This window comes from Paenibacillus sp. J5 (genome assembly GCF_054955055.1).
Genome location: NZ_JBUEDD010000006.1, coordinates 245,556 through 271,461 on the forward strand (window position 1 = coordinate 245,556; position 25,906 = coordinate 271,461).

Sequence of the window (25,906 nt, forward strand, 5' to 3'; positions counted from 1 at the left end):
AGTCGATGAAACGATACAATATCGCGGTATTGGCGGGATATGCTTCGACCAGCTCCATGCTGTGTTCTCAATTGACAGCCGTACTGGGACGGTACATGGTTTTTCATCCCTTCTCAGTTGACAGTTGGACGGGGGAACAAGAGATGGACCTGGTGCTGGTCAGCTCCCATGTTCTATTTGTCCGCCACTCTCCGTTCCAGTTTCATAAGCAGGTGGATGTGCTGTTCATCAAGCGAACGTTGTCGAGGGAGGGCTGGGATCGCATTCGCGAGCTGCCCGCAGGCGCCCAATATTTGATTGTAAATGATGAACGGGATTCGGTGGTGGAGACGATCTCGTTGCTCTATGAGCTGGGCTTGCGCCATGTGGATCTGATTCCATACTATCCGGGGATGCAGGATGCCCGCAGCGTCAGCCGGGCGATTACGCCTGGCGAGGGCTGGCTCGTTCCCGAGGGGATGGAGGAGGCGATCGACATCGGCGCCCGAATGGTGGATATTACCACGATGGTGGAGATATTGACCCGCTTCGATCTGCTGAACAGCGAGACGCGCGGCCTGCTGGATACGTATGCCAAGACGATCGTGACCGCCAATCAGGGGCTGCAACTGACGATGCACCATCTGATCGATGCCAAAAATCTCTTCGAGGAGACGCTGAATAGAGTACAAGACGGTGTCATCACATATGATGAGAAAGGCGTCATACGCTTCGTCAACCATACGGCGGAGCAATTGCTTGGCGTGGGCATATGGGAGCTGTCCGGTCGGCTGGTGGCCGAGGTCTTCCGCAAGCATCATCTCGATCTGCGCCTGCTGGAGGAGGAGACGAAGGATCAACTGGCTACCGTCAACAAGCAGACGGTTATGGTCAGTCGCATGTCGATCCGGGGGCAGGGGAGTGCTGCAGAGCGGGTGCTGATTCTGAAAATAGCGGAAAAGGTGGAGGAGTTGGAGTTGAAGCTCCGCACCCAACTTCGCAATAATGGCCACGCCTCACGCTTCTCCTTCCACGACATTATTACCTGCTCGGACAAAATGCGGCGGTTGATCGAACGGGCCGCGAAGATGGCCAATAATGACTTCAGCATCCTTCTTCTTGGCGAGAACGGCACCGGTAAGGAACTGTTCGCTCATTCCATTCATCAAGCCTCCGGCCGCGCCCGCTTTCCGTTTGTTCCGATCAATTGCGGCGCACTTCCTGAGAATCTGCTAGAGTCCGAGTTGTTCGGCTATGAGGACGGAGCGTTTACGGGCGCGAGAAAGGGAGGGAAGCCTGGGTTGTTTGAACAGGCGCACCGGGGCACTATCTTTCTGGACGAGATCGGGGATATTTCTCCCAACATGCAAATCCGCTTGCTGCGTGTGCTGCAGCAAAAGGAAATATTGAAGATTGGGGGGACGAAGGTACTGCCGATTGATGTTCGCGTCATCGCTGCGACCAATCGCGATCTTGCAGCGATGGTCAAGGCAGGCACCTTCCGCGAGGATCTATATTACCGCTTGAAGGTGCTGCAGTTGAAGCTGCTGCCGCTGCGGGAGCGGCGCGAGGATATTTTGCTGCTGGCGAGCTATTTTCTCAAGCGACGGGGTTATGCGCAGTCGCTCTGCGCAGAGGTTCAGGAGGCGCTGGTAAGCTATCGCTGGCCAGGCAATATCCGCGAACTCGAAAATACGATGGAGTACGTTGCGATCATGAGCGAAGGCGACCTGACCGCTGATGAGCTGCCCTTTATGGGGGATGAAGAGGCAGCAGAGGAGCACGCCCGCTATCATCGCCCGCCGCCACCGGAGCCGCCGGCATATCTCTCGCCTGCACATTCATTGCCCGCGGCCTGCGCCGGGGTGGAGCTTGATCGGCTGCTGCTGGAGCTGATATTGGAGGCCAGGCGCTGCAGCGCGCCAATGGGCAGACGCAATATGGTGAATGCTGCTCGAGAGCGTGGGGTGCTGGTGACAGAAAGCGAGGTCAGGCTCGCGATGGAGGAGCTGCGACGCAAGGGGCTGATCATCGTAAGGCGGGGGCGCGCCGGCTGCTCGCTGACGGCTGCCGGCTATGAATATATGAATGATGCAATCGTATGAATATATGAATGACGCAATAGATGGAGAAAACCTAGCAGACAGCTAGGTTTTTTCTATTGAAGCATTAGAAGGAAGTGCATCCAGTTGATAGAAAGGGATTATTGGGATAAATGGGTTAATTGGGGTTAATGGGTTTATCTGGCTGAACAACAAAGTGAAATGGTGGAAGAACAGCTCTTTGGTAAGGGAGTGTCTGTTGTTAATTTGTGATGCTTGGGGAAGGTCGGTACGTGCTGGGTGCTGATTTTAAGGGGAGGCGGGTCGCAAATAAATTTTTTGGCAGGTAAGGAGGCGATGTTGGCACGGATCTTGCTTAGTTATAAGAGTGAAGACAGATGCTGCAGAAGGGGTGACTTGAGAGCTGAAACCATCATTGGTTAGAAACGTGGATACACAGTGCATTGTGGAGCTGGCTAGCGAGCTGATCCGCTTCGGCTGCATCGAAGCTGAGCGTATTAACCGCTGTGCTCAATATTGCCGGCAATGGCTGGCTGACCGCGGCGTAGACTGCGAGCTGATTGAACATGAAGGCTTGCTCAGTGTAGTCGCTTCCGTAGGGGAGGGCGATCCGGTCATCGTATTGAACGGTCATCTGGATGTGGTGCCTGGAGCACTGGAGGATTATGAGCCTCATGTGGCGGACGGAAAGCTGTATGGCCGCGGCAGCTATGATATGCTTGGCGCAGTCGCCAGCATGATGGTGCTTATGACTGAGCTGGTGAAGTCGCCGCCGCCGTGCAAGGTCATGCTGGCGCTGGTGCCGGATGAGGAGAGCGGGGGCGAGCTTGGAACGGCTCATTTGGTCAGGCTGGGGTTTGTCGGGAATATCGCGATCTGCGGAGAGCCGACCAATCTGAATATTGCCGTACAGGCCAAGGGCATTCTGCAGCTTGTTGTCGAGGTTCCGGGCGTGGCCGCGCATGGAAGCCGTCCATGGCTCGGGACGAACGCTATCATGGAGGCGATGGAGCGGTTCAGGGCGATTGCATCACTTCACTATTTCCAGGAGAGCACGCCGTTTTTTCATCAGCCATCGTTGAACCTGGCCAAAATTCAGGCGGGTCAAGTATTTAATCAAGTGCCGGACTGCTGCACGCTCGGCATCGATATCCGCTATCTGCCGGGACAGTGCCCGGAGTCGCTCGTGGCGGCGATCCGTCAGGCAGTGGGCGAGGCGCAGGTGCGCGTTCATTTCCATGGCCCTCCGGTTGATACGAAGGCGGATGATAAGCTGGTCGCCAGACTGGGTCTATGCGCAGGCACCCGCTTCTTCGGCCAGGATGGCTCCGCGGATACCCGCTTCTATGCCGAGCGCGGCATTCCGGCAGTTGAATTCGGGCCGAGCGGTGCGAACCACCATGGGCCGGGCGAATATGTGGACATTGCATCATTAGCCGAGTACACGCGAATCTTGCATGCATTTATATTACAAGCAAAGGATGATGAAGCATGAGATATGAGAATAAGGTTGTTATCGTGACAGGAGCAGGCTCAGGCAACGGCCGCTCGATTGCGCTGCGATTTTTGGAGGAGGGGGCGAAGGTTGTAGTCGCTGACCTCAATCTGGCAGGAGCGGAGGAGACTGTAGCACTCGCTGCTGACCCTTCCCGCGGGCTGGCGTTCAAGGCCGATGTGACAAGCAAGCAGGATGTGGAGCAGATGGTGGCGGCGGCGCTTGAGACCTTCGGCGGGCTGGATGTGCTGGTCAACAATGCGGGCATCGTGGCCTTCACCCCATTCCTGGAGCTGTCTGAGGAGGAGTGGGATAAGGTGCATAATGTGAACCTGAAGGCGCCATTCCTCTGCTCACAGGCGGCAGCCAAGGTGATGATCGAGTCGAAAACGGCGGGCCGGATTATTAATATTACCTCCGTGGAGGCGCACCGGATTGTTTCCAGCAGCGGGCATTGTCAGCCGCACTACAATTCATCCAAGGGGGGGCTAAATCTGCTGACGAAGGCGGTAGCGCTAGAGCTGGCTCCTTACGGAATCACGGTCAACAGTGTTGCGCCAGGCGTAGTGGCCACTCCCTTTACTGAGAAAGGCTTGCAAAATCCCGAGGTGAAGCAGTGGGTGCTGGATCGCGTTCCAGTCGGCCGGGTAGCCGTTCCTGACGATATAGCCAATGCTGTACTGTTTTTGGCGCAGCCTGAGTCGGAATATATTACAGGCACAACCGTCTTTGTTGATGGCGGGTGGACGATCGCCTAGGAGCAGATGAGGGCAAGCGCGCGCCGTGAGGCATGGGCGGGACGCTGCCCGTCCGTTGTCCTTGCGGAGCATAAGCTAAGCTCCAGAGACAGCAGAGACCAACATTTTCCCGAATGAAAAGGAGAGACTGGAATGGCCAGATTGAGTATAGAAGAGCTTCACCAGTTGGCGAGTGCGGGAGAGATCACTTCGGTCATTGTGGCGGGAGTGGATATGCAGGGCAAGCTGTTCGGCAAGCGGGTGCCGGCAGCGTATTTCGTAGAGGAGGCTCAGGAAGGCATTCATATGTGCGCCTTGAATCTGGCCTGGGATGTCAGTCTGATCTTCGGCGCATTCGACTACTGCAACTGGGAGACCGGAGTGCATGATATGAAGGCAGTGCCGGATCTGTCGACGCTGCGTCCGTATCCGTGGTCGCCGAAGACGGCGCTCGTGCTCGCTGATCTGCATGATAAGCAAGGGGCGGATATTCCGCTGGCGCCTCGCAATATGCTCAAGGCTCAGATTGCCAAGGCCGATGCGATGGGCCTTGCGGCATTCGCGGCCTCGGAGATCGAATTCTATCTGTTCAAGGAAACGGCGGAGTCGGTACGGGAGAAAAACTATATGAATCTGACCCCGCTATTCCCGTACCCGGTCGATTACTCGATTTTTCGCCTCACCGTCGATCATTGGTTTCTGGATCAGTTGATGACGAATCTGGAGGCGGCCGGCGTGCCGATCGAAGCGGTCAAGGGAGAATGGGGCAACGGCCAGATCGAGCTGAATGTCCGCTATGCCGAGGCGCTGGAGATGGCGGATCGGACGGCGATCTACAAGAACGGCATTAAGGAGATGGCGGCGCTTAATCAACTCATGGCGACCTTCATGGCGAAGCAGGATACGAACGACTCTGGAAGCAGCGGACATACGCATATCAGTCTATGGGACAAGCAGGGGAACAACGTGCTCTTTGATCCGATGGCGGAGCATGGCTTGTCCGAGACGGGGCGCCACTTTCTCGGGGGAATGATGGCGCTCGCTCCGGAGATGATGATCTTCTACGCTCCATATGTCAATTCATACAAGCGGCTGAGCGACTTCGGCTCCGGCGCGCCCAACACGGTGAGTTGGGGGATTGATAACCGCAGCACCTCCTTCCGCTTTGACGGCAAGGGCAAGTCATGCCGCTTCGAGAATCGGGTGCCTGGCGCAGACGCCAATCATTACCTGGTGTTGACGGCTATGCTTGCTTCCGGCCTGTACGGCATAGAGCATAAGATCGAGCCGCCGCAGCCGGTCAGGGGCAATGCCGGGGCAATGGAGCTGCCGCAGCTCCCGACCAATCTGTATGATGCATGCAGACTGCTGGAGCGAAGCGAGATCGTGCGCGAACTGCTCGGCGCAGAGGTGGTGACCCACTACCTGCAGGCCGTGCATCAGGAGCTGGCGGAATATTTCCGCACGGTTACGGATTGGGAGCGGCGCAAATATTTCGAGTTCATCTAGGGCTTTCTCTATGGGGAAAGACCTGTCAGCAGAGAGGGAGGCAGGAGTAAGGTGAGTATGGAGAATTGGAATTATAACTGGATCGGCGGCGCGCGCGCCGTCTCGCAAGCGACAATCGAGGTACTCAATCCGGCTACGGGCGAATGTATCGGGCACATTCCCGATCTGGCGGAGGATCAGGTGCTGGGGGCGATCGATGCGGCTGTAACTGCGCAGCCCGGATGGGCCGCGCAGACAGCACGCGCCAGAGCGGGCTATCTGGAGGACTGGGCCGCGAGGCTGCTGTCTGACCGGGAGCGATTGGCCCGGCTGCTGTCTGTCGAGCAGGGCAAGCCGCTGGCGGAGGCGCTCGGTGAGATCGAGGGCACAGCCGATATTATCCGTTGGTATGCGGAGGAGGCCAAGAGAGCCTATGGCGAGATTATCCCCGCATCCAATCCCGGGCAGCAGTTGCTGGTCTACAAGGAGCCGATCGGCGTGGTGGCGTTAATTACGCCGATGAATTTTCCGGCGGCAACGGTGGCTCGCAAGGTAGCCCCGGCGCTGGCGGCGGGCTGTACACTGGTGCTCAAGCCGGCGGAGACGACCGCGATGGTGGCGATCGCCGTCTTCGAGCATCTGCATCAGACAGGGCTGCCTGGCGGTGTGGCCAATCTGGTCACAGGCGATCCTGCGCGGCTCGGACGGCTACTGATGGCTGACCCGCGCATTCGCAAGGTATCATTTACCGGCTCGACTGCCGTAGGCAAAAAGCTGATGGAGCAGGCCGCGGCGACAGTCAAAAAGGTATCGTTGGAGCTTGGTGGCAATTCGCCGGTGATTGTCTTCCAGGATGCTGATCTGGAGCAGGCCGCACAGTTGATTGTCGGCAACAAGTTCGAGAATTGCGGGCAGGTGTGCAACGGCATCAATCTTATCTATGTTCACCGCGAGGTGTACGACGAGCTGGCAGACAGGCTGCGGGTACGCGTTCAGGAGCTGCGAACGGGAGCTGGGCTGGAGCCGGGAGTCGATGTCGGACCGCTTATTAACGAGCGCGCGCTTCGCAAGGTTGAGCGGCTAGTCGGCGAGGCGCTCAGCAGCGGGGCGGTGGCGCTGGCAGGCGGAGCGCGTCTCACGGACGGCGAGTACGCACGGGGCAGCTTCTATGCGCCGACGCTGCTGGGCGGTGTAACACGGGAGATGGATATTGCGCATGAGGAAATTTTCGGTCCGGTCGCGCCGCTCATCGTCTTTGATAGCGAGGAGGAGGTGGTCGCGGCGGCTAATGATACACGCTATGGGCTCGCCGCGTATGTCTTCACCCAGAACTTTGCGCGCATCCACCGGCTGATCCGGGAGCTTCATAGCGGCAATATCGGCGTGAACGGCACATCGCTCGCCTATACGCAGGCTCCGTTCGGCGGGGTGAAGGAGAGCGGTGTCGGGCGTGAGGGCGGCCGACAGGGACTAGAGGAATTTATGGCGATCAAATATGTTGCGCTGACGACGGGGTGACGGTGCTCCGGCACTGCGGCAGCAGAATGGCTGGAGGCGAGGACAGCATGGTGAAAAAAGAGCAGCGGACTATGACGATCCGGCTGCTGCGGCAGGGCGATGCGTTGCTGCGCGTTACAGGGCTGCTCGCGCGGCGAAGTATAGCGCTGGATGAGCTGGTGCTTTGCCCGGATGAGGAGCAGGGACTGTGGAGCATGACATTGCGTGCACATGCTGACGAGGCGGAGTGGAGACAACTGGAGCAGCGGCTGCTCAAGCTGGTGGATGTGCTGCAAGTCGAGGCAGGCTGATTCCGGGTCGTATGCGGCAGGAGGGCATGATACAAGGAGGGGGAGATGGCGGTGCATACAATAACAATTCGGGTTCAAGACAGACCCGGGGTATTAGCTCGCATCTCGGAGCTGTTGGCCGGGCATGGCTGTAATATCAACAGCCTGCGGGTGCGTCCTGAGCGCCGTCCCGGGGTGTCGCGCATGCGAATCATCACCTCGGTGGATGAGGAACGGTTGGGCGTGCTGGTCAGCACCATGGGCGGGCTGCAGGATGTGCTGGAGGTTCGCGCGGCTGCCGACAGGGCGGCAACGGGGTACTGGCTGGTGGCCTACGGATTGTTCGCCACCATACTGGGCTTGAATCTGGCGACACCGCTCTATGCCATATACAGAGAGCAATGGGCGCTCTCCCCGGCTATGGTTGCGCTGCTGTTCGCAGCCTATGCCTTCGTCGTTATCCCTGCAATCGTATGCTTCGGACAGTTATCCGATCGGAGTGGACCGCGTGCCATATTGGCCGGTGGCGCGGCGGTCTCGTTGACCGCCTCGATCTGCCTGGCGACAGCGGGCGGCGTATATGCACTGCTCGCGGCACGAGCGCTGCAGGGGCTGGCGGTCGGCATGTTCAACGGTGTGGCCGTGGCGGCGTTGACGCTGCTGCATCCATCAGCGGACCGGCATCGTGCCGCGCTGCTGGCGGCGATCGCGGTTACCTGCGGCAATGCGCTGTCGCCGCTGCTGTCCGGCATGCTGGCCGAGTGGGCGCCGTATCCGCTGCAACTGCCCTACGCGCTGCACGCCGTGCTCATGCTGCCGGCGGTGGTCGGGCTGTGGCTGCTGCGCTTGCGCGCCCCGGCCAGCGGCAAGGGCCGAGACGGCGTGGCTGTGTCCGCCCAGACGGCTTGTGCCGAGGCTATGGCGGTTGGCGCGAACGCGGATTCGGCGGAAGCAGCGGGAGCGGCAGAGGCGGGAGCCGACGATGCTGACGATGCTGGCGTCGCAGGGCAGCCGCCGTCTGCGGCTGGCCCCGGCTTAACGCCGCCCGAACTCGGCTACATCGTTGAGGCGGCTCCAGCCACCCTGCGAGCCGCCACCGCTCCGCGTTCCGCGGGCGTGCTGCACTGGCCACGAGTGCCTCGCGCCATTCGAGGGCCGTTCTATACGGCCTCGGCGTCTTCCTTTATCGCTTGGGCGGCGGCCAGTCTGTTCATGTCGCTGATTCCATCTTACATGAATGAATGGGTTGGTCGCGCTAGCTATGTGCTGGCAGGAATCACGGCTGCGATCGTGCTGGGCGTATCCGCAGTCAGCCAAGCGCTGCTCGGGCGCTTGCCGCTATGGCGGATGGCAACAGTGGGCTTTGCCTTTTTGCTCGCCGGATTTGGCGTCTTGTGGACGAGCATGCTGCTCTCTTCCCCGCTGCTGCTGGTCTGCTCGGCGCTGCTGGTCGGGCTGGGACACGGCCCGTTGTATGCGGGCAGCCTCGCCTCGGTAAACGCACTGGCGCCAGGGGAAGCGCGAGGGGATATGGTTTCCTTTTTCTATGTAGGCACGTATCTGGGGGTAGCTCTGCCGGTGCTGGGGCTGGGCTATGCGGCGCAGCAACTGACGCTGCTCCATGCGGTCGAGCTGTTCCTGGCGGCGCTGGCGGGCTTGTCGCTGCTCGTATGGCTGCGGTGGAGAAAATATGATGAATGGAGGAGCCCGACATGAGCTTGTTGGACATCATGCAGAAGGATGATTACGAGGAGGTGCATTTCTGCCAGGACAAGTCCTCAGGCTTAAAAGCGATAATCGCGATTCATGATACAACGCTTGGGCCTGCTCTTGGCGGGACGCGGATGTGGACCTATGCATCGGAGGAGGCGGCACTGGAGGATGTGCTGCGCCTGGCAAAAGGGATGACTTACAAAAATGCGGTGTCCGGGCTGAATCTGGGCGGAGGCAAGACGGTTATTCTTGGCAACCCTCATACCGACAAGAGCGAGGCGATGTTTCGCGCTTTTGGCCGATTTGTACAAGGACTGAACGGTCGTTACATTACGGCCGAGGATGTCGGAACGACCGTTGCCGATATGGATACGATCCATCAGGAGACGGAGTATGTAACAGGCATTTCCCCCGGCTTCGGTTCCTCAGGCAACCCGTCCCCTGCGACGGCATACGGAGTGTACATGGGCATGAAGGCGGCAGCGAAGGAGGCGTTCGGCACAGACGAGCTATCCGGCAGGACGGTGGCTGTACAGGGCGTCGGCAATGTTGCAATGGGATTATGCCGTCATCTGCATGAGGAGGGAGCACGCCTTATCGTTACCGATATTCACCGTGAGGCTGTGATGAATGCGATGGAGCAGTTCGGCGCGGAGGCGGTAGAGCCAGAGAGCATCTATGATGTCGACTGCGACATCTATGCGCCTTGTGCGCTTGGCGCGACACTGAATGATGAGACCCTTTCCCGGCTCAAGGCGAGTGTCATCGCAGGCTCTGCAAACAATCAACTGCAGGAGCCGCGGCATGGCGAGCAACTGCACCGAATGGGTATTGCCTATGCACCCGATTATGTCATTAATGCGGGCGGCGTCATTAATATCGCTGATGAGTTGAACGGCTACAATCGGGAGCGGGCTTACAAGAAGATCGGCGAAATCTATCAGAGCATTGCCCGCATCTTCGATATATCGGCACTGGAGAACCTTCCGACCTATGCGGCGGCCGATCGGCTGGCTGAGGAACGCATCACACAGTTACGCAGCGTTCGCTCGACGTTCCTGCAGAAGGAGCACCATGCATTGAGCCGCAGGCGCCATGCCTGAACAGCCATGACGGGTTTGCCAGACATACAGGCATTACTACCCTACACAATGAAGGCGAGGAATTGAACATGTCCAATGCTGTCCCATCCCCTGCACTGTCCGCGGAGACGGTCGCTGCCACAGAGCATGTTGAAGCTTCACAGGAAAAAAGCACCGGCTATGCCCAGGAGCTCAAGCGCACGCTGACCTTTAAGGATCTGGTCACATTCGGGCTGATTACGATGCTGCCGATTGCGCCCACGCAGGTCTATGCCATTGCGTCCATCGAGAGCTTCGGCATGGCGCCGCTCGTCTATCTGGTTGGCGTCATCGCGATGGTGTTCACTGCGCTCAGCTATAGCGCGATGAGCCGCGAGTTCCCGATTGCAGGCTCCGCCTACTCCTACGTGCAGCGGGGGCTGAACCCGCATGTCGGCTTTTTGACCGGATGGGTAATCATTTTGGATTATTTAATCATCCCCGGGATGCTTATTGCCTTCTCCAATCTATGGTTGTCCGCTGTGCTGCCCGGCGTCCCGGCTACATTGATAATCGTCATCTTCGCCTTCATCATCACCTTCGTCAATGCCCGCGGCATCTCGATGACTCGGGGAGCGAGCTACCTGTTTCTGTTCTGCCAGCTCGCGCTCATCGCCATCTTCCTCATCTGCGGCATCAAGTATGTGCTGATCGACGGCCACGGTATGGGCGGTCTGTCGCTCGATCCGTTCTATCAGCCAGGCAAGATTGATCTGCAATTTATCGCGACAGCGGCATCGATCGCTGTACTGGGCTTCATCGGCTTTGACAGCATTAGCACCTTGTCCGAGGAAACTAAAAATCCGACCCGCACGGTTGGCCCTTCTGTCGTTGCAAGTCTCTGTCTGATCGGCCTTCTCTTCCTCAGCCAGTCCTATATGGCTTCGCTTGTCCATCCAGAGTATGCGGATCTTGATCCGGGCATGGGCTATTTCGACATTATGCGCGAGGTCGGAGGGGATGCCTTGTACTATGCATTCATTATCGTAGGTGTTCTTGCGGTCGGCATCGCCAATGCACTGACCGTGCAATCAGCCATCTCCCGCGTCATCTTCTCCATGAGCCGCGACAAGCTGCTGCCCGGCTCCAGCCTGCTCTCCAAGGTGCATCCGAAATATAAAACCCCAGCCAACGCAACGATCTTCGTCGGCTCTGCATCGGTGCTTGTCGCCTTGTTCATGTCGCTGGATCTGCTTGCCAAGCTGGTTAATTTCGGCGCGATGACCACCTATATGCTGCTCAACCTGTCCGTGGTCACCCACTTCTTCTGGCGCAAAAAGCACCGCGATCTGAAAGGCTTCATTCGCTATCTGCTCTGCCCGCTGATCGGCTTTGGCGTTATTGCCTTCATCTGGAGCGGCTTTGATTCGACGACGTATCTGATCGGCTTTGCCTGGATGGCCATCGGCGTCGTATTGGGTGCGATTCGCTCGAAGGGCTACAAGGAAGTGCCGCCGGCACTCGGAGAAATCTAGAAGGAGGCATTACAATGAGATTAGCAGGCAAAATTGCAATTGTAACCGGCGCCGCAGGCGGCATCGGCTATCAGATCGCCAAACGGTTTACAGAGGAAGGAGCCGCTGTTGTGCTGGCCGATATTGATTCTCACGGGGAAGCAGCGGCCGAGCAGCTAGCGTTAGCCGGCGGCCGAGCGCTATTCTGCCAGACCGATGTATCGGATAGCGCCTCGGTGCAGCGGCTTGCGCAGTTCGCTGCCGCTCAGTTCGGAGCGCCCGATATTCTGGTCAACAATGCTGCAATCAACATCCCTGGCTCCATCCTCGAACTGACTGAGGACATATGGGATCGCACATATGCAGTCAATGTGAAGTCGATGTTTCTGCTCTCACGGGCGGTCATTCCGGGGATGAGAGAAAAGGGCGGGGGCGCCATCATCAATATGGGCTCGGCCAATAGCTACGTCGCCGAGCCGCGCCTGGCCGCTTATGTGTCCTCGAAGGGGGCGATTCTGATGCTGACCAAGGCGATGGCGCTCGATTGCGCCGTCGACCGCATTCGGGTCAATTGCATCTGTCCGGGCTGGGTGGACACCGCCTTCAACGACCGCCATGCCGAGCTGTTCGGCGGGCGGGAGGAGGTGCTCAAGTCGATCGATGACATTCATCCGATCGGGCGCACAATCATGCCAGTCGAGATCGCCCATGCGGCGTTGTTCCTCGCCTCGGACGAGTCCAGCGCCATTACGGGCGCCGGCATTCCGGTGGATGGAGGATATACGGCGAAATAGACCGCAGGTCATCGGCAGCACTGATGACATCGGTGCGGCTGCGATGGATCAGGCAGCGAGCAACAGGCTCGCTGCCTGTTTTATGTGTGCCAGCGTTCCAGCCATGTGCTGACATCCTGAAGCGGAGGCAGGATAGAGGGGTGTGCAGCCAGGCTCAACTGTTCCAATTGCCTCGACAGTCTGGCAAAGTGGCGGAAACAGGGGGGCGGATGGGTGCGTTCACGTGCTATAATAGCTGGAGAAGGACAGTGTGAACGCAAGCAGGCTGGAACGATGACCGACATACATCAATGGAGGAAGAAGAGTATGAATGACATGGAAGACAACGCGCAGCTCTGCTCGCTTATCTCTCAGGCTCAAGGAGAGGACCCGATCGGTTCGGGTACAATGCACAAGCGCTATCTGTTCATCGAGCTGCCGATGCCGTGGCCTGCTGCGGCAGAGCTGAATGCCCGGTATCCTGAGGGGCTGATGCAGATCATCAAGCATCATGCCAAGGAGGGGAGGGTGGCGAAGCCGCTGGCGATGTATTGCCCGCAGAAGCGCTCCCCGGAAGGGATGGTGCGTCTGTTCTACATGCAGCATCCGGGTTACCCGTGCTCTGGCTTCGAGCTGGCAAGCTATGTGGTGCCATATAACCAGGTTGAGAGCCTGGCGGACGCCCTTATCGGCTCTGAGGTGAATCCTGGAAGGCTGGACGCGTATTCCCAATGGCTGGAAGTGCCGGTAGCGGGACGCCGCGAGCTGTTCGTCTGCGCGCATGGCGAGCATGATGCCTGCTGCGGGCGCTTCGGCTATCCTGCCTATGAATATGTACAGCAGCAGTATGGACAGCGGGACGATGTGCGGGTCTGGTGCACGACCCACTTCGGAGGGCATCGCTATGCCCCGACGCTCATCGAGTTCCCGGCGGGCCGATACTGGGCCAATATGCAGCAGGAGCAACTGGATATTCTGGTGCAGCGTCATAAGCCGGCTGCCGAGCTGTACCGTCATTACCGCGGCTGGAGCATGATACAGGGCGTGGAGCAGGTGGCGGAGCGCGAGCTGCTCGCCTCCTTCGGCTGGGAATGGGATCGCTATGTGAAGCAGGCGAGTCAGGAGATGGGCGAAGCGGACGAGGTACGAGTGCGGATTGAATATGCCCCGGCCGGGGAGCAGAAGCTGCAGCAGTATAACGCTATTGTCCAGACCTGGAAGACGGTGGAGATCGGCGGCTGCGGCTCATCTGGCGAGGCGAAGCAGTATCGCGTGCTAGCGGCGGATTCCAGACAGCCTATATAGCTGGCAGTGTAGCGTAGGCATATGGAGCATATGGAGCATATGGAGTGAAGCCGCCTTATGGAGAGTCACCCGCAGCAACGAACAGCCGACGAGTGGTATCATCTTATCCAGTCATGTGTCCGCTGGGGTGACGGATTGGAGAGCGTCAGGGAGATGGGGAGCACGGCGATTGAAGGACAGAATAGGGCAGCCGCTTGGCTGCCCTATTCGTCGTTAAGGTCAGGGGGTCATATATGGTTGCTTCCAGGGACAGGGACATGCGGCGCCCAGCCATCACTGCCCGACAGCACACGATTCGGCTCGTACTCAGCAGCCTCCTTGGCACTCAGCGCTCTGGCCCAAGCCACACGGCGCTCGCCTTGCGGTTGTCCGGGGCCGGAGCTATTGTATTCGGCAAATACGGCGGTTGCCTCCGCCTCCTTCTTGTCCCAGTTGTGCCAGCCCTCAGCGTGCACATGGGCATCCATCCAGCAATGAAGGAAGCATACCTTCGCATCATTGCGCCAAGGTCTGCCAAGATATACTGACCCGGGCGGAGCATCGCCGGTCAGCCTGCATTGGATGAACACATAGCCGAACCGCACATCCGGGGGAGTGGAGGCTGCGGTCATCCAGCCGTTAACCGCTCCGGCGGCCGCCTCGTCACCGGACAGCCTATTCTTGGAGTAGATCTCGCAACGGTGAAAGACAGCCGTCGCCGAGCCGAATATAAAATCAACGTCTCCCTCAATATAGCAATCCTCGTAATACTGGCGCAGCTTGCGGCGCTCCAGACCGTCGCGCGGGCCGCCGAAGTAGCTGCGGTCGATGGGGCGCTCGGGGAGGGGGCCGGTGAAGATCGTATCCTGATGGCCGACGAAGCGGCAACGCCGAAAGACAGTGCGGTCTCCGTCCGCATACATGGCGAGCGCCTGTCCAACCTGTGCTCCAGGGCCCGCTGTATTGACGAAGGAGAGATCCTCTGCCGTCACATCGTCTGCCACAATGATGGCGGTGTAGGAATGGAAGGTATGATATAGCTCGCCATTAGGGAAGGTTTTCAAGGCATGGTCGTGATACGTAATGACGGTCTTGTCCGCGCCTTCGCCTACGAGCCGCACCCCTTGCTTGTCAATCGTCAGCTTCTCCTCATACACGCCAGCTCGAATTGCGATCGTGAACCGCTGATCCGTATCCGCAGGAATCGCATCCAGTGCGGCCTGAATCGTCCGGTAATCCCCGCTTCCGTCCCATGCCACAGTCAACCGGCATGTCCTCTCTGCTTGCTTGCTCATCGTTAAGTTCGCTCCAATCTCTATAGAAAACATATCCCTGTGGTCGATTGCTCCTGGCAGCACGGATGCTGCTTGATTCTACTGGATGTGCTAGCTGCTGCTAACTGCTGCTAACTGTTTCTATTCAATACTTTGCAGGCTGAACGCACCTGTATAGGAGTGCTGTTCATCGCCATCAAGCATTACCCAGCCAGCTCACCCGCGGCATAATCCGACAGAGCTGCGGTGGTACAGCTTGGGCTGGATGACAACCGGATAGTCGACTTCCTCATCCCGAATGAGCGCCACAATCAGCTCGGCTGCCTGAGCAGCCAATTCGTCTAGCGGAGGGCCGATGGTCGTCAGCGCTACCTCCGCATATTGCATGTCCGGGAGATCATCGTAGCCGATCAGCGAGATATCCTGCGGCACAAGCTGTCCGGCCTCAAGCAAGGCTCGCAGCGCTCCGCGGGTGACGAGGTTGTTCAAGCCGATGAATGCGGTCGGCGAATCGGCATCAAAGCTGTAATTGCGGATGGCGAAGTAGCCATCCTCCCAGGAGGAGTGCGCGGGCAGCACGTGAGCCGGATTGAACGCCAGCCCTGTCCGCTGTAGCGCCTCGCGGTAGCCCTCCAGCTTCACAAGCTGCGAGTTGCCGATGAAGCCGATTCGCTGATGACCCTGCTCCTGAAGATGCTTTACGGCCATATAGATGCCTTCCTTGCGGTCGATCTTAATATAGGGCGAGTTAGGCGTCTCATCTGTACCGAGCACGAAGCAGGGCATACTCAGGGTGGAATATCGCTTCCAGAATGCCTCACGGTTATCGAGCGCGTAATCCCACAGAATGCACCCATCCACACGCAACTGGCTGAAGACGTCCAGACCATCATCTGCGACAACGAGTATCATCTGGTAGCCGCGCTTTTTCAATTCTGCGTGCAAGTTACCCGAGATGGTGGCGAACAGTGGATTGCTCAGCTCATCCAGCACGAACCCGATAATATTGCTGCGGCCTGTCGAGAGCTGGCTGGCCAGAATGTTTTTGCGGTACTGATGCTTCTCTGCAATCTGCAGCACCTTCTGCCTCGTCTCGTGTTTGATGCGGGGGTCGCCGTTCAGCGCCTTGGATACGGTGCTGTAGCTGACCCCGGCCAATTTGGCAATGTCTTTAATGGTTATCAAGCGTCATTAACCCCTCACAGCAAGCTTATTTTTGTGCGGCCATGTACCGGTCATACTGCGCTTGTCTTCCGGCGATGACCTGTTCGATGTTCATGCTCTTCAGCGTCTGAATATAGCTGTCGAACTTGTCGAGCGGCGCCTCGCCGCTAATGAACTTGAAGTTCATCTCTTGCACATACGTGGTTACGTCTGGCATCGTGGTGCTCTCGATGGATGCCTCATCCGACAGCGCGTATACGAACGGGAATGGCTCGCGCACGTATTGCTCGAATTCCTTGTCCAGCTTGGCGTGCCAAGGCGCTACAGTAGCATCGGCCGCATCTGTCGATTGAATGTTCGGCAGATTGACCGGGCCAATGCCCAGCTTCTGAATATATTCATTGTTCTTGCCGTTCTCTGTAAATGTCTTCACGCCGTTCTGCTCGGTGTAGGTGTCGTCCTTAATACCCCAGGTGTACAAGGTCTGCGCCTCCTCGCTTACCCCGTAATCGAGAAACTTGAAGGCGAGCTCCGGATTTTTGCTATTCTTGGAGATGCCGAAGATGCCGCTGACCGGTGTCCGGCCAATGTAGAATGCGTCACCGTAAGGCCCCTTGAGCGGCGGAATGCCCTTGAAGATCGGCTCGCTCGGATCATAGTCGGCGAACAGCGGGCTGTAGACCATCGATTGGTACCAGCTAAAATTAAAGGTGGCTCCGGTTACATCCTGCGAGATGCGAGAGGTCACCTGGTCTGCCGTGGTGCTCGCGTAGTCAACAGTCAGCAGCCCTTCCTTGTACAGCCCGTTCAAGTAAGTGAGATAGTCCTTGTATGCTGGCTCATAATAGCTGAAATGCACCTTGCCCTGATCATCGGCATAGAAGTTATTGGACAGATCCAGACCAAATGCCGGGCCGAACGCCATCGGGACGAACTTGGCTTCCATGGACAGCGGGATTTCGTCGGCCTTGCCATTGCCGTTCGGGTCCTCTGACTTGAATTTGCGCAGCATCTCGGTGAATTCGTCCAGAGTGGTCGGCTCCTGCAGCTTCAGCTTGCTGAGCCAGCGCTGATTGATCATAAATAATGGCATATAGTTGCGGGTAAGCGTCTGCTGCGGCACGTAATACATTTTGCCGTCCGGTGTCGTCAGACTTGCCTTGATCGCTGGAGATTTCTCATAGATTTTCTTCAGATTGACTCCATACTTATCATACAACTCGTCGAGAGACAGGAACAAGCCGCTTTTAATATATTTCATCAGTTGATCCTGATCCGGCAAGTACACGATGTCCGGCAGATCCATCCCGGCAGCGAGCCGCGGGCTGACTGCATCGGCATAGTTCTGCGGCGGGATCAAGTCCCAATCCACACTCACGCCGGCATTGCTCTCGACCTGCTTGACGATGGCAGCGGTGGACAGATCGACGTTAGTTGTCCAGGCGTTGGTCGCCAGGATGGACAGCCTCGCGTCCTTCTGATCGGTAACCGGCCCCGAGCCTGTATAGGTGTAGGTCGATTGCGATTCGCCTTCCGGCGCGGCACTGTTGCCGTTGCCTGCTGTCGTTCCTGCTCCGCCGGAGCACCCGGCCAGGCTCACGGCGAGCCATGCGGTCAATGCGATCTTGCTTGCCCCTGTAATCTTCATCAGTTTGTTCCTCCCTTAGTTATGAACAGTTGGTCGTGCAATCTATCCTTTCACGGCTCCGAGGGTAATGCCCTTGACGAAGTACCGTTGGATAAAAGGGTAAATGGTGATGATCGGCAGGATACTGACGACGATCGATACATACCGAACCTGCAACGAGGATACGGCTAGCGCATTGCTGGTCATGGCGCCGCCCATCTTCTGCATGACCTCCGGCGAGGCCATAATGAGCACTCGTCGCAGAAACATCTGGAGCGGCTGCAGATCCTGCTTGCCCAGATAGAGCAGGGCGGTAAAGAAATTGTTCCAGTGGTAGACGGCATAGTAGAGCGTCAGAACAGCTAGTGTCGGCTTAATAATCGGGACGGCAAGACGATACAGCATCGTCAGCTCGTTGGCGCCATCGATGCTCGCGCTCTCGAAGATTTCATTCGGAATGCTCTCAAAGGCCGAGCGGCAGATCATGACGTTAAAGGTAATGACCAGGATCGGCAGCACCATGACCCAGCGGCTGTTGTACAGCCCGAGCGAGGTAATGAGCATGTAAGCCGGGATGAGGCCGCCGGAGAAGTACATGGTGAAGGCAATGAAGAAGTTCAGCTTCCTCCGCAGAAAAAATTGTGCACGCGAGAGCGGGAAGGCCGCCATGCAGGTTGCTACAATATTAAGCAGTGTGCCGACGATGGTGTACCAGGCTGTATTGTAGAAGGACACCCATAGCTCGCGGTATTGCAGCACCATCTTGTACCCTGATAATGTGAATTCGACCGGATAGAAAAATACTCTCTGCTTCTCGATGGCGTCCACCGAGCTGAACGACACACTGACGACGTACAGGAAGGGGTAGAGGGTGACCAGTACAGCGATCAGGGTGAACAGGTGAACAAGCAAGTAAAAGGAACGATCGCTTGTGGAAGTCTTCATAACGAGCAGCTCTCCTTTGGCTGGATGATAGAGCAAAATGGGATGGGGGCGCTTACCACAAGGACATCTTCGTAAGCCGCCGCGTTAATGTATTCGCTGTGAGTACAAGGATAAAGGTGACCACGGAGTTGAATAGTCCGACGGCGGTAGCAAAGCCGTAGTTCTGCCCGATAATCCCCATCCGGTACACATAGGTCGAGAGCACATCGGCCGTGTCGTAGGTTGCCGGATTGTAGAGCAGGTAGACCTTCTCGAAGCCGACATTCATAATGCCGCCTAGCGAGAGCAGCAGCAGGATGACGATCGTCGGCTTGATGCTTGGCAGCGTCAGATGCCATAGCTCCTGAAACTTGTTCACGCCGTCAATCTTGCCCGAATCGTACATCTCGGTGTCGATCGCCATAATAGCGGCGATGTAGATGATGGAGTTGAAGCCGAAGCTTTGCCAGATGTCGGAGCTGGTGAAGATCGTGCGAAACCAGCCCGGCTCCATCATGAAGTTGACAGGATTCATGCCCAGCTTCGCCAGCAGCGTATTGACGATGCCGTCTGTCGGAGAGAGGAAGTTCACGATCATGCCTGCCACGACGACGGTCGAGATGAAGTGCGGCAGATAGGTGACGGTCTGGGCAAAGCGCTTGAACACGCTGTTCTTGATCTCGACGATGCAGATCGCGAACAGGATCGGAATAGAGAAGCCGAACAGCAGCGGGAGGAACGCGAGCAGGAACGTATTGCGCAGCAGCCGCCAGAAATAGATTGAGTTCACAAACTGATCAAACCATTGCAGCCCTACCCATTCACCGCTGAACACACCCTGGCCCGGCATGAAATCGCGGAAGGCAAGCAGCATGCCCGGCATGGGGACATACAGAAATACGACGTAGTACACAAAAATCGGGGCGAACATGAGCAGCAAATATTTATCCCGTCGAATCAGTCTGGAGAGTGTTGACAATCGATGCTTCACTTCATATCGACTCCTTATGAAATATAATTTACAACGTTTGAAATTTTGGGTGAAGAACAGTGTTCCGTTGATCAATATAGAAGGGTAAGACTTGATCATAACCGCAATATAAAAAGATTGGGAAGAAGGATGTAGATTACTCAAGCACGGGGACTTAAAATTACAACGTTGTAATTTTACCGTAAATTAATGCGCTTACATTTCATTTTTTTCATCATAGCAAAGGCGATTGATTTTGGCAACAGATAAATTGGAGTTGGTTCAACAAACTTTTTTTGTACAAAATGAACTATTATAGTCTCTGCGATCTCTTATCTATGAAAAGGGGAGAGAACATGAACGTAAGCCAGTTGGTCAAGCAAGCCAAAAAAGGCAACAAGGAAGCATTATTGCAACTCATCATGACCGATCAAGACGCTTATTATCGCCTGGCCTACGCCTACATGGGGAACGAGCATGATGCCATGGATGCGATGGAAGACATGATTGTCACGCTGTACGAAAAGATTCATCAATTGCAGAAGGGCGAAGCATTTTACAGTTGGAGCAAAACCATTCTCGTCAATCGCTGTAAGGCCATGCTCCGCAAAAAGAAGCGATTTCTTCCACTGGAGGACGAGCGGGAACCCTCTGCATGTACAGATGATAATCCCTATCGTGATACAGAATCTGAGATCAACATGCAGGTGCTGCTATCCCATCTGAACGCACAGCAGAGGGAAGCAATCGAGCTTCGATATGTTCACGATCTTGCCTATCAGACGATTGCGGAGATGACCGGTGCGCCGCTCGGAACGATTAAATCAAGAATTTCTCAGGGCATACAAAAACTGAAGACCATGATCGGAGGTGATCGTTATGAAAACGATCGAGGAGAAACTGGAGGAGTATAAACAAGTGTCAAACCGAATACAGGCTCCGTTAGAGCTTGAAGGCAGACTTCGGGATGCGCTGCAGCGTGCTCCCTTGAACAAAAGAACGAATAAGGCGGCGGCATGGATATTATCGACGGCTGCAGCACTCATTCTAATGATCGGCGTGTATGAGTATCCTGCCTTTGCTTATTACTTGAACAAACTCAGTATAAACTCTCTTAGCTTCTCTGAAGTCATGGAGCAGGGGCTTGGACAAAAGATCAACAAAAGTATAACGCTTCAGGATGGAGCCGTATTTACCATTAATGGTGTAATAGCAGATGATAATGTGTTTCGCATCTATTACACGATTGATAATCGACCTGCGGTCACTGAGTATAGAAGTTATCATTTTGAACGAGTGAAGGGAATCTTGACCGATTCCAAATGGCTTGGAGGGTACCGCGAGGACAGCAATAAAAAGGATCAGTATGTGGGAGTTGCTGAATTTGAATCGGTTAGTCCTTTCTCTCGCACCTTGACCCTTTCTTTCGTGGATTATCCAGATCATGGAGAGAAGATAGCCTGTTCAATCTCCTTTCATTTTGATGCGAGCATCGCAATGAAGAGCATCGTGAAGCAAGACATTTCACAATTCATCACGGTCGATAAAGGAAGGATTCACTTTGACTCCATGACGGCTTCGCCGACCTCAACCGTGGTGAAGGGGCGTTATGAACTTGAGGAGACGCCGAGATTCCCTGGTAAAACCATGCTTTATGTGAACGGGGTAGAGGTGGCAATGACAAGTTCTGTGTGGAGTGGCACCGGCTTTGTCATTAAATATGAGCCGTTCCCAACGAACCCTATTCAGTCCATTGAGCTTGTGTTTAAAAACTCTGAAGGATACCACAAAATCAACGAGCCGATCTCGCTTGCGTCACCTTCCGATCGATCCATTAAAGTCGGTGATGAGAAGTTATGGATTCGGAGCGTTACAAAAAGTGAAACAGGCTATGATGTCGTCATTGCCAGAAAAAAGTTTACTTTCCTGGACACGGATCATTTATCCGTACAGGCAGGCGGCAATATCGTACCTGTATCTTCAATTTCCAAAGAACGCCCATGGGACCTGAAGAACGGGAATATAATGTGGGAGCAGACCTATTCATTTGACACGACGGACAAGCCGGAATTCCTGCTGGTGGACGGTTACCAGTATATTAAAGCGTACAATAAGAAAATATCAATTCCTGTAGATAAGTAAGCATCCACCTTCCCCATCTGCTAATCCGCGGCTGTCCAGTTCATGGCTAGCCGCCTTTTCCTATCTGCACATAAGGACTCACGCCTCATTGAGCCGTTAGCATCCGGGAGCTACACTGGATGAAAGGCGCCAGACAGTGGAGGGTTGGGAAGCAGATTACGGGCGAAGAAGCAAACACACTGGTGCAAACTGGAGAGGGGTAGAGACGGATGAAGCAGTGGGGGCGACAGGAGTGGGAACGGTTAGGATGGACGGATAAGGAACAAGCACTGCGAGCGCTGCAAGACAGGCTGCCTGCAGGGTTCGCCTTCCTGCGGATGGAACGGTTCGAGCGTTATGGGCGCATCGTGGAGACGGGAATATTTGAATATAAGGGCTGCGAGTTCGTCTTCATTCCTGGCGACCAGGTAACACTCGGGTGGGCGGACTGGAGCGCAGGGCCAGATGATGCAACGCTTATGGATATGCAGGAGGGAATGGAGGAGGCTGGTAGGGTGCCGGAGGAGCTGGCGAAGCTGCTGCGTGAGCAGATGTCGCCTGTTCGGGAGGTGGAGATTCGTCCGCTGCTCATCGAACGCCGCACCAGGCCAGCGGGCTGGTACGAGGTTACACTGGAGGAGCTGGACCCGGAGGAGGATGACGATGTGCTCGAGGAGCTGGAGAGCTTCAAGCAGACAACGTATAGCACTTATGAGCAGTACCAGTCATTTCGCCTGCTCCGGGCGGGAGAGAGTATACGAGTAGAGTTGTTCGACAGCAGCGACAGCTATGAGGAGTGGGCGGCCAGTGAACTGGAGGAGGGCTTCGGCATACTGACGGAGGAGGAGTGGGAATATGTATATGGGGGTGGCTGCCGAACGCTGTTCCCCTGGGGAGATAGCTTCGATTATTCGATGAAGGTGCGGCATTTTGGCGAGCTGGATCGGCAGGTGGATGAGGGGAAGTCCAGTGAAGACAGTCGGAGCCTGGAACAGGGGGGTGGCTCAGGCTCCTCAGACCTCTCCGATCTGCAGGAGCGTCCGCAAGGGGAAGACCGCCCGTATGATCTGGAGCAGCCGAACGCATTCGGGCTGTATTTTCTGGGCGATCCATACCAGACCGAGCTGACCGCGACTGCCGACGGCGTGGTCATCTGCAAGGGGGGAGATGGCGGCAGCAGCATCTGCGGCGGGCTTGGAGTCGCGCTTGGCTATCTGCCGGTTGCAGTCTACTACCGCGATCCGTATGCGGAGGAGCTGACATGGGAGGACAAGCTCGATCATATGCATTACCGTCGAGTGGTGCGATTATAGCCGTGTGCTGGATCGTGTCTTTAGCTCGAGGCGGAGCAGAGGATGCCGAGACCCTGACTCCCGTACCGGATCAGCAACTCTAGCGGTTCAATGTACCATTCACCGTTCTATTGCATGACTAACGTTCCATCACAACGCTGGATTCGCGCACGATCAGCCGCGGCTGGAATTTGACACGCTCGTATGAGCCCCTCGTGCGTTCCTTGATCCGCTTGAGCAGCAGCTCGGTCGCTGCGCGAGCTACCTCGGTACCCATGATGCTGACCGAACTGATCTTAGGTGCGGTAATGGTGCACCACAAGATGTCATCAATTCCGACTACGGCGATTTGTTCAGGAATGCGGATGCCAAGGGCGGTCAACTGATTCACTAAGCCGATCGCGATCATATCATTGCCCGCGTAGATGGCGTCCGGCATATGCTCCAGGCCGCAGAAGTAGTTGGCGGCCTGCTTGCCGGTCTGAATCGAGAAGTCCTCGCCGAAGAAGACGAGCGCAGGGTCCACATGATCAACCGACCGTTCGTAGGCGAAGTAGCGCTCCTCGATCACATCCTTGGCAGCGCCTGCATAAGCGATGCGCGTCCGGCCGATGCGGATCAGATGCTCCATCACGAGCATGCCTTCTTGGGTAGCGAGGCTAACCAGATCGGCTTGAATGCCATCATCAAGCCTCTTGCCATAATTAATGATGGAGATGGGAAGGCTGCTTTTGGCGATCACGTCATGGAGAGCCTTGGGATAGGCTAAGGGTAAAATGATCAGGCCATCGACATGCAGCTTCTTCAAGTGGCGGATGCTGTCTAGCTCCAGCTTTGCTTGGGCAGAGGTGTTAATCTGAACGACCTGATAGCCATGCTGGCGGGCGACCTGCTCCACGGACCAGGCAATCTCGGGGATGAAGGCATTGCGAATATCCGGCACGGCCAGCGCGATCTGGCGTGTCTGTCTTACCTTGAGACTTTGAGCAGAGGAGTTAGGAACAAAGCCTAGCTCCTCAATTACACCCATAATTTTTTGCTTGGTGCGTTCACTGATGCCAGGTGAGTTATTCATGGCGCGGGATACAGTGGCAATCCCGACGCCCGCATGTCTGGCCACATCTTCAATGGTTATTTTCTTGTGCTCCGTCATGTTCTGTGACATCCTCTCTGCAGAACGGAAATGTTTCCGATATGAACAGAAAATTATGACAATTTGACAAATAAGTCGATAATGTGTCATACTTTTATTCGGAAACGTTTCCTGTTAATCGATGAAAATCATGCGAAATCCGGTTGCCCCGCCTCAAGACGGCGGCAGCCGCTTGGGCTTGGCAATTTTCTGCATTTTATCACAATATGCTTGGTAGGCACAATTAGGGAGATGAATACGTTGAAAGCGTTGAGATGGCATGGTGTGAAGGACTTGAGACTGGATGACATCGAGGAGCCAGCGGTTAAACCGGGCACAGTGAAGCTAAAAGTCAAGTGGTGCGGCATCTGTGGCAGCGACCTTCATGAATATACAGCAGGGCCCATCTTTATCCCTGGCGCAGCGCCGCACCCCATTACGGGCGAGCAGGCGCCGATTGTCATGGGGCATGAATTTTCCGGAGAGGTTGTGGAGATTGGGGAGGGTGTAACCCGCTTCAAGGTGGGCGACAAAGCGGTGGTCGAGCCGATCTTCAATTGCGGAGCATGTGCTGCGTGTCGTTCCGGCAAATACAACCTGTGCAGCACGATGGGCTTCTATGGTCTGGCTGGCGGTGGCGGCGGCTTCTCCGAATATACAGTCGTGGCTGAACACATGGTTCATAAAATTCCAGCGACGATGTCCTATGAGCAGGGCGCGCTTGTGGAACCGTCTGCTGTGGCGTTGTATGCGGTTCGCCAGAGCAGCTTCAAGGTGGGCGACAAGGCGGCCGTGTTCGGCGCCGGCCCGATCGGACTGCTCGTTATCGAGGCGCTCAAGGCAGCGGGGGCTGCGGACATCTATGCCGTCGAGCTGTCGCCGGAGCGCAAGCAGAAGGCGGAGGAGCTGGGAGCGATCATTCTTGATCCCTCGCAGGTCGATGTGGTGAAGGAACTGATGGCCAGAACGGATGGCGGCACTGACGTTTCCTACGAGGTGACAGGTGTGCCTCAGGTGCTGCAGCAGGCGATCGACTCGACCAAGGTAGGCGGCGAGATGATGATTGTCAGCATCTTTGAGAAGGAAGCATCGATCAAGCCGAACCTGATCGTAACCAAGGAACGCACCATTAACGGCATTATCGGCTACCGCAACGTATTCCCGTCGGTGATCAGCCTGATGGAGAAGGGTGTATTTGCCGCAGACAAGCTGGTGACGAAGCGGATCAGGCTGGAGGATGTTGTGGAGCAGGGCTTCGAGGCGCTGCTGAAGGAGAAGAATCAGGTTAAGATACTCGTTGAGGCCTAGGCTCGCTTACATGAATAGAGAGGCAAACAGGACGCCATATCAGGCGTCCTGTTTGCATGTGCCCGGTGCGCTGGCAAGGCTGTGGCCGCATCGGATCATGTTGTGCTTCGCCATGGAATGGGACTTTACTCGGGAATAGTGTCATTTGCCCACTTCTTGCATACAGTGGATAGACTAATGACCCGGCTGTAAGGAGGAGA

At 56.2% G+C, this 25,906-nt stretch carries 21 protein-coding genes; 15 read left to right on the forward strand and 6 right to left on the reverse strand.

The window, feature by feature from the left end; translation table 11 throughout:
• Positions 1–5 precede the first annotated feature (5 nt).
• From ACY1JZ_RS13430 to ACY1JZ_RS13480, 11 genes are all read left to right on the forward strand, one after another.
• A complete protein-coding gene (locus ACY1JZ_RS13430) occupies positions 6–2,084 on the forward strand; it encodes a sigma-54 interaction domain-containing protein (protein ID WP_462629593.1) in 2,079 nt (692 codons plus the stop codon).
• Between the two features lie 373 nt (positions 2,085–2,457).
• Complete coding sequence (locus tag ACY1JZ_RS13435; protein ID WP_462629594.1) at positions 2,458–3,537, forward strand: M20 family metallopeptidase; 1,080 nt, start codon at positions 2,458–2,460, stop codon at positions 3,535–3,537.
• Positions 3,534–4,295, forward strand: coding sequence for an SDR family NAD(P)-dependent oxidoreductase (locus ACY1JZ_RS13440; RefSeq protein ID WP_462629595.1), 762 nt, complete (start codon positions 3,534–3,536; stop codon positions 4,293–4,295). Before ACY1JZ_RS13435 ends, ACY1JZ_RS13440 begins: the two co-directional genes overlap by 4 nt.
• 132 nt (positions 4,296–4,427) lie before the next feature.
• Positions 4,428–5,783, forward strand: a complete 1,356-nt coding sequence (locus ACY1JZ_RS13445; RefSeq protein ID WP_270165819.1) for a glutamine synthetase family protein — start codon at positions 4,428–4,430, stop codon at positions 5,781–5,783.
• Positions 5,784–5,840: 57 nt separating this feature from the next.
• Entirely contained in the window at positions 5,841–7,280 is a 1,440-nt protein-coding gene (locus ACY1JZ_RS13450; protein ID WP_462629596.1) for an NAD-dependent succinate-semialdehyde dehydrogenase, read from the forward strand.
• Between the two features lie 47 nt (positions 7,281–7,327).
• Positions 7,328–7,570 carry an ACT domain-containing protein gene (locus ACY1JZ_RS13455; protein WP_462629598.1) on the forward strand — a complete coding sequence of 81 codons (243 nt, stop codon included), beginning with the start codon at positions 7,328–7,330 and terminating at the stop codon, positions 7,568–7,570.
• 51 nt (positions 7,571–7,621) lie between these two features.
• The gene (locus tag ACY1JZ_RS13460; protein ID WP_462629599.1) at positions 7,622–9,265 is read left to right on the forward strand and encodes an MFS transporter; all 1,644 of its coding nucleotides are present in this window, start codon (positions 7,622–7,624) and stop codon (positions 9,263–9,265) included.
• Positions 9,262–10,365, forward strand: a complete 1,104-nt coding sequence (locus ACY1JZ_RS13465; protein WP_462629601.1) for a Glu/Leu/Phe/Val family dehydrogenase — start codon at positions 9,262–9,264, stop codon at positions 10,363–10,365. The genes ACY1JZ_RS13460 and ACY1JZ_RS13465 overlap by 4 nt, the downstream gene beginning before the upstream one ends.
• A 68-nt stretch (positions 10,366–10,433) precedes the next feature.
• On the forward strand, positions 10,434–11,858 hold the full coding sequence (locus ACY1JZ_RS13470) for an APC family permease (protein ID WP_462629603.1): 1,425 nt from the start codon (positions 10,434–10,436) through the stop codon (positions 11,856–11,858).
• Positions 11,859–11,872: 14 nt separating this feature from the next.
• Positions 11,873–12,631: an SDR family NAD(P)-dependent oxidoreductase gene (locus tag ACY1JZ_RS13475; protein WP_462629604.1), complete on the forward strand. Its 759-nt coding sequence runs from the start codon at positions 11,873–11,875 to the stop codon at positions 12,629–12,631.
• 306 nt (positions 12,632–12,937) lie between these two features.
• The gene (locus tag ACY1JZ_RS13480) at positions 12,938–13,915 is read left to right on the forward strand and encodes a ferredoxin family protein (RefSeq protein WP_462629605.1); all 978 of its coding nucleotides are present in this window, start codon (positions 12,938–12,940) and stop codon (positions 13,913–13,915) included.
• Positions 13,916–14,142: 227 nt separating this feature from the next.
• On the opposite strand, the gene ACY1JZ_RS13485 is transcribed toward ACY1JZ_RS13480, so the two are convergent.
• The 5 genes from ACY1JZ_RS13485 to ACY1JZ_RS13505 all read right to left on the reverse strand — a co-directional run bounded on the left by ACY1JZ_RS13485 (position 14,143) and on the right by ACY1JZ_RS13505 (position 19,874).
• Complete coding sequence (locus ACY1JZ_RS13485) at positions 14,143–15,189, reverse strand: pectinesterase family protein (protein WP_462629606.1); 1,047 nt, start codon at positions 15,187–15,189, stop codon at positions 14,143–14,145.
• A gap of 195 nt (positions 15,190–15,384) precedes the next feature.
• A complete protein-coding gene (locus ACY1JZ_RS13490) occupies positions 15,385–16,353 on the reverse strand; it encodes a LacI family DNA-binding transcriptional regulator (protein WP_462629607.1) in 969 nt (322 codons plus the stop codon).
• Positions 16,354–16,378: 25 nt separating this feature from the next.
• Positions 16,379–17,980, reverse strand: a complete 1,602-nt coding sequence (locus ACY1JZ_RS13495) for an extracellular solute-binding protein (RefSeq protein ID WP_462629608.1) — start codon at positions 17,978–17,980, stop codon at positions 16,379–16,381.
• 42 nt (positions 17,981–18,022) lie between these two features.
• Positions 18,023–18,904: a carbohydrate ABC transporter permease gene (locus tag ACY1JZ_RS13500; RefSeq protein ID WP_270165802.1), complete on the reverse strand. Its 882-nt coding sequence runs from the start codon at positions 18,902–18,904 to the stop codon at positions 18,023–18,025.
• 52 nt (positions 18,905–18,956) lie between these two features.
• Complete coding sequence (locus tag ACY1JZ_RS13505; RefSeq protein WP_270165800.1) at positions 18,957–19,874, reverse strand: ABC transporter permease; 918 nt, start codon at positions 19,872–19,874, stop codon at positions 18,957–18,959.
• A gap of 335 nt (positions 19,875–20,209) precedes the next feature.
• On the opposite strand from ACY1JZ_RS13505, the gene ACY1JZ_RS13510 reads away from it, so the two are divergent.
• The 3 genes from ACY1JZ_RS13510 (at position 20,210) to ACY1JZ_RS13520 (ending at position 23,287) form a co-directional block, all read left to right on the forward strand.
• Positions 20,210–20,767: an RNA polymerase sigma factor gene (locus ACY1JZ_RS13510; RefSeq protein ID WP_462629609.1), complete on the forward strand. Its 558-nt coding sequence runs from the start codon at positions 20,210–20,212 to the stop codon at positions 20,765–20,767.
• On the forward strand, positions 20,733–21,995 hold the full coding sequence (locus ACY1JZ_RS13515; RefSeq protein ID WP_462629610.1) for a DUF4179 domain-containing protein: 1,263 nt from the start codon (positions 20,733–20,735) through the stop codon (positions 21,993–21,995). The genes ACY1JZ_RS13510 and ACY1JZ_RS13515 overlap by 35 nt, the downstream gene beginning before the upstream one ends.
• Positions 21,996–22,204: 209 nt before the next feature.
• Entirely contained in the window at positions 22,205–23,287 is a 1,083-nt protein-coding gene (locus ACY1JZ_RS13520) for a hypothetical protein (protein ID WP_462629611.1), read from the forward strand.
• Between the two features lie 118 nt (positions 23,288–23,405).
• Here the strand turns inward: ACY1JZ_RS13520 and ACY1JZ_RS13525 are convergent, their stop codons facing one another.
• Positions 23,406–24,419, reverse strand: coding sequence for a LacI family DNA-binding transcriptional regulator (locus tag ACY1JZ_RS13525; protein WP_462629612.1), 1,014 nt, complete (start codon positions 24,417–24,419; stop codon positions 23,406–23,408).
• A 240-nt stretch (positions 24,420–24,659) separates the two neighbouring features.
• Here ACY1JZ_RS13525 and ACY1JZ_RS13530 point away from each other — a divergent pair, with 240 nt between their 5' ends.
• Positions 24,660–25,706 carry a 2,3-butanediol dehydrogenase gene (locus ACY1JZ_RS13530; RefSeq protein WP_462629613.1) on the forward strand — a complete coding sequence of 349 codons (1,047 nt, stop codon included), beginning with the start codon at positions 24,660–24,662 and terminating at the stop codon, positions 25,704–25,706.
• Positions 25,707–25,906: the final 200 nt, after the last annotated feature.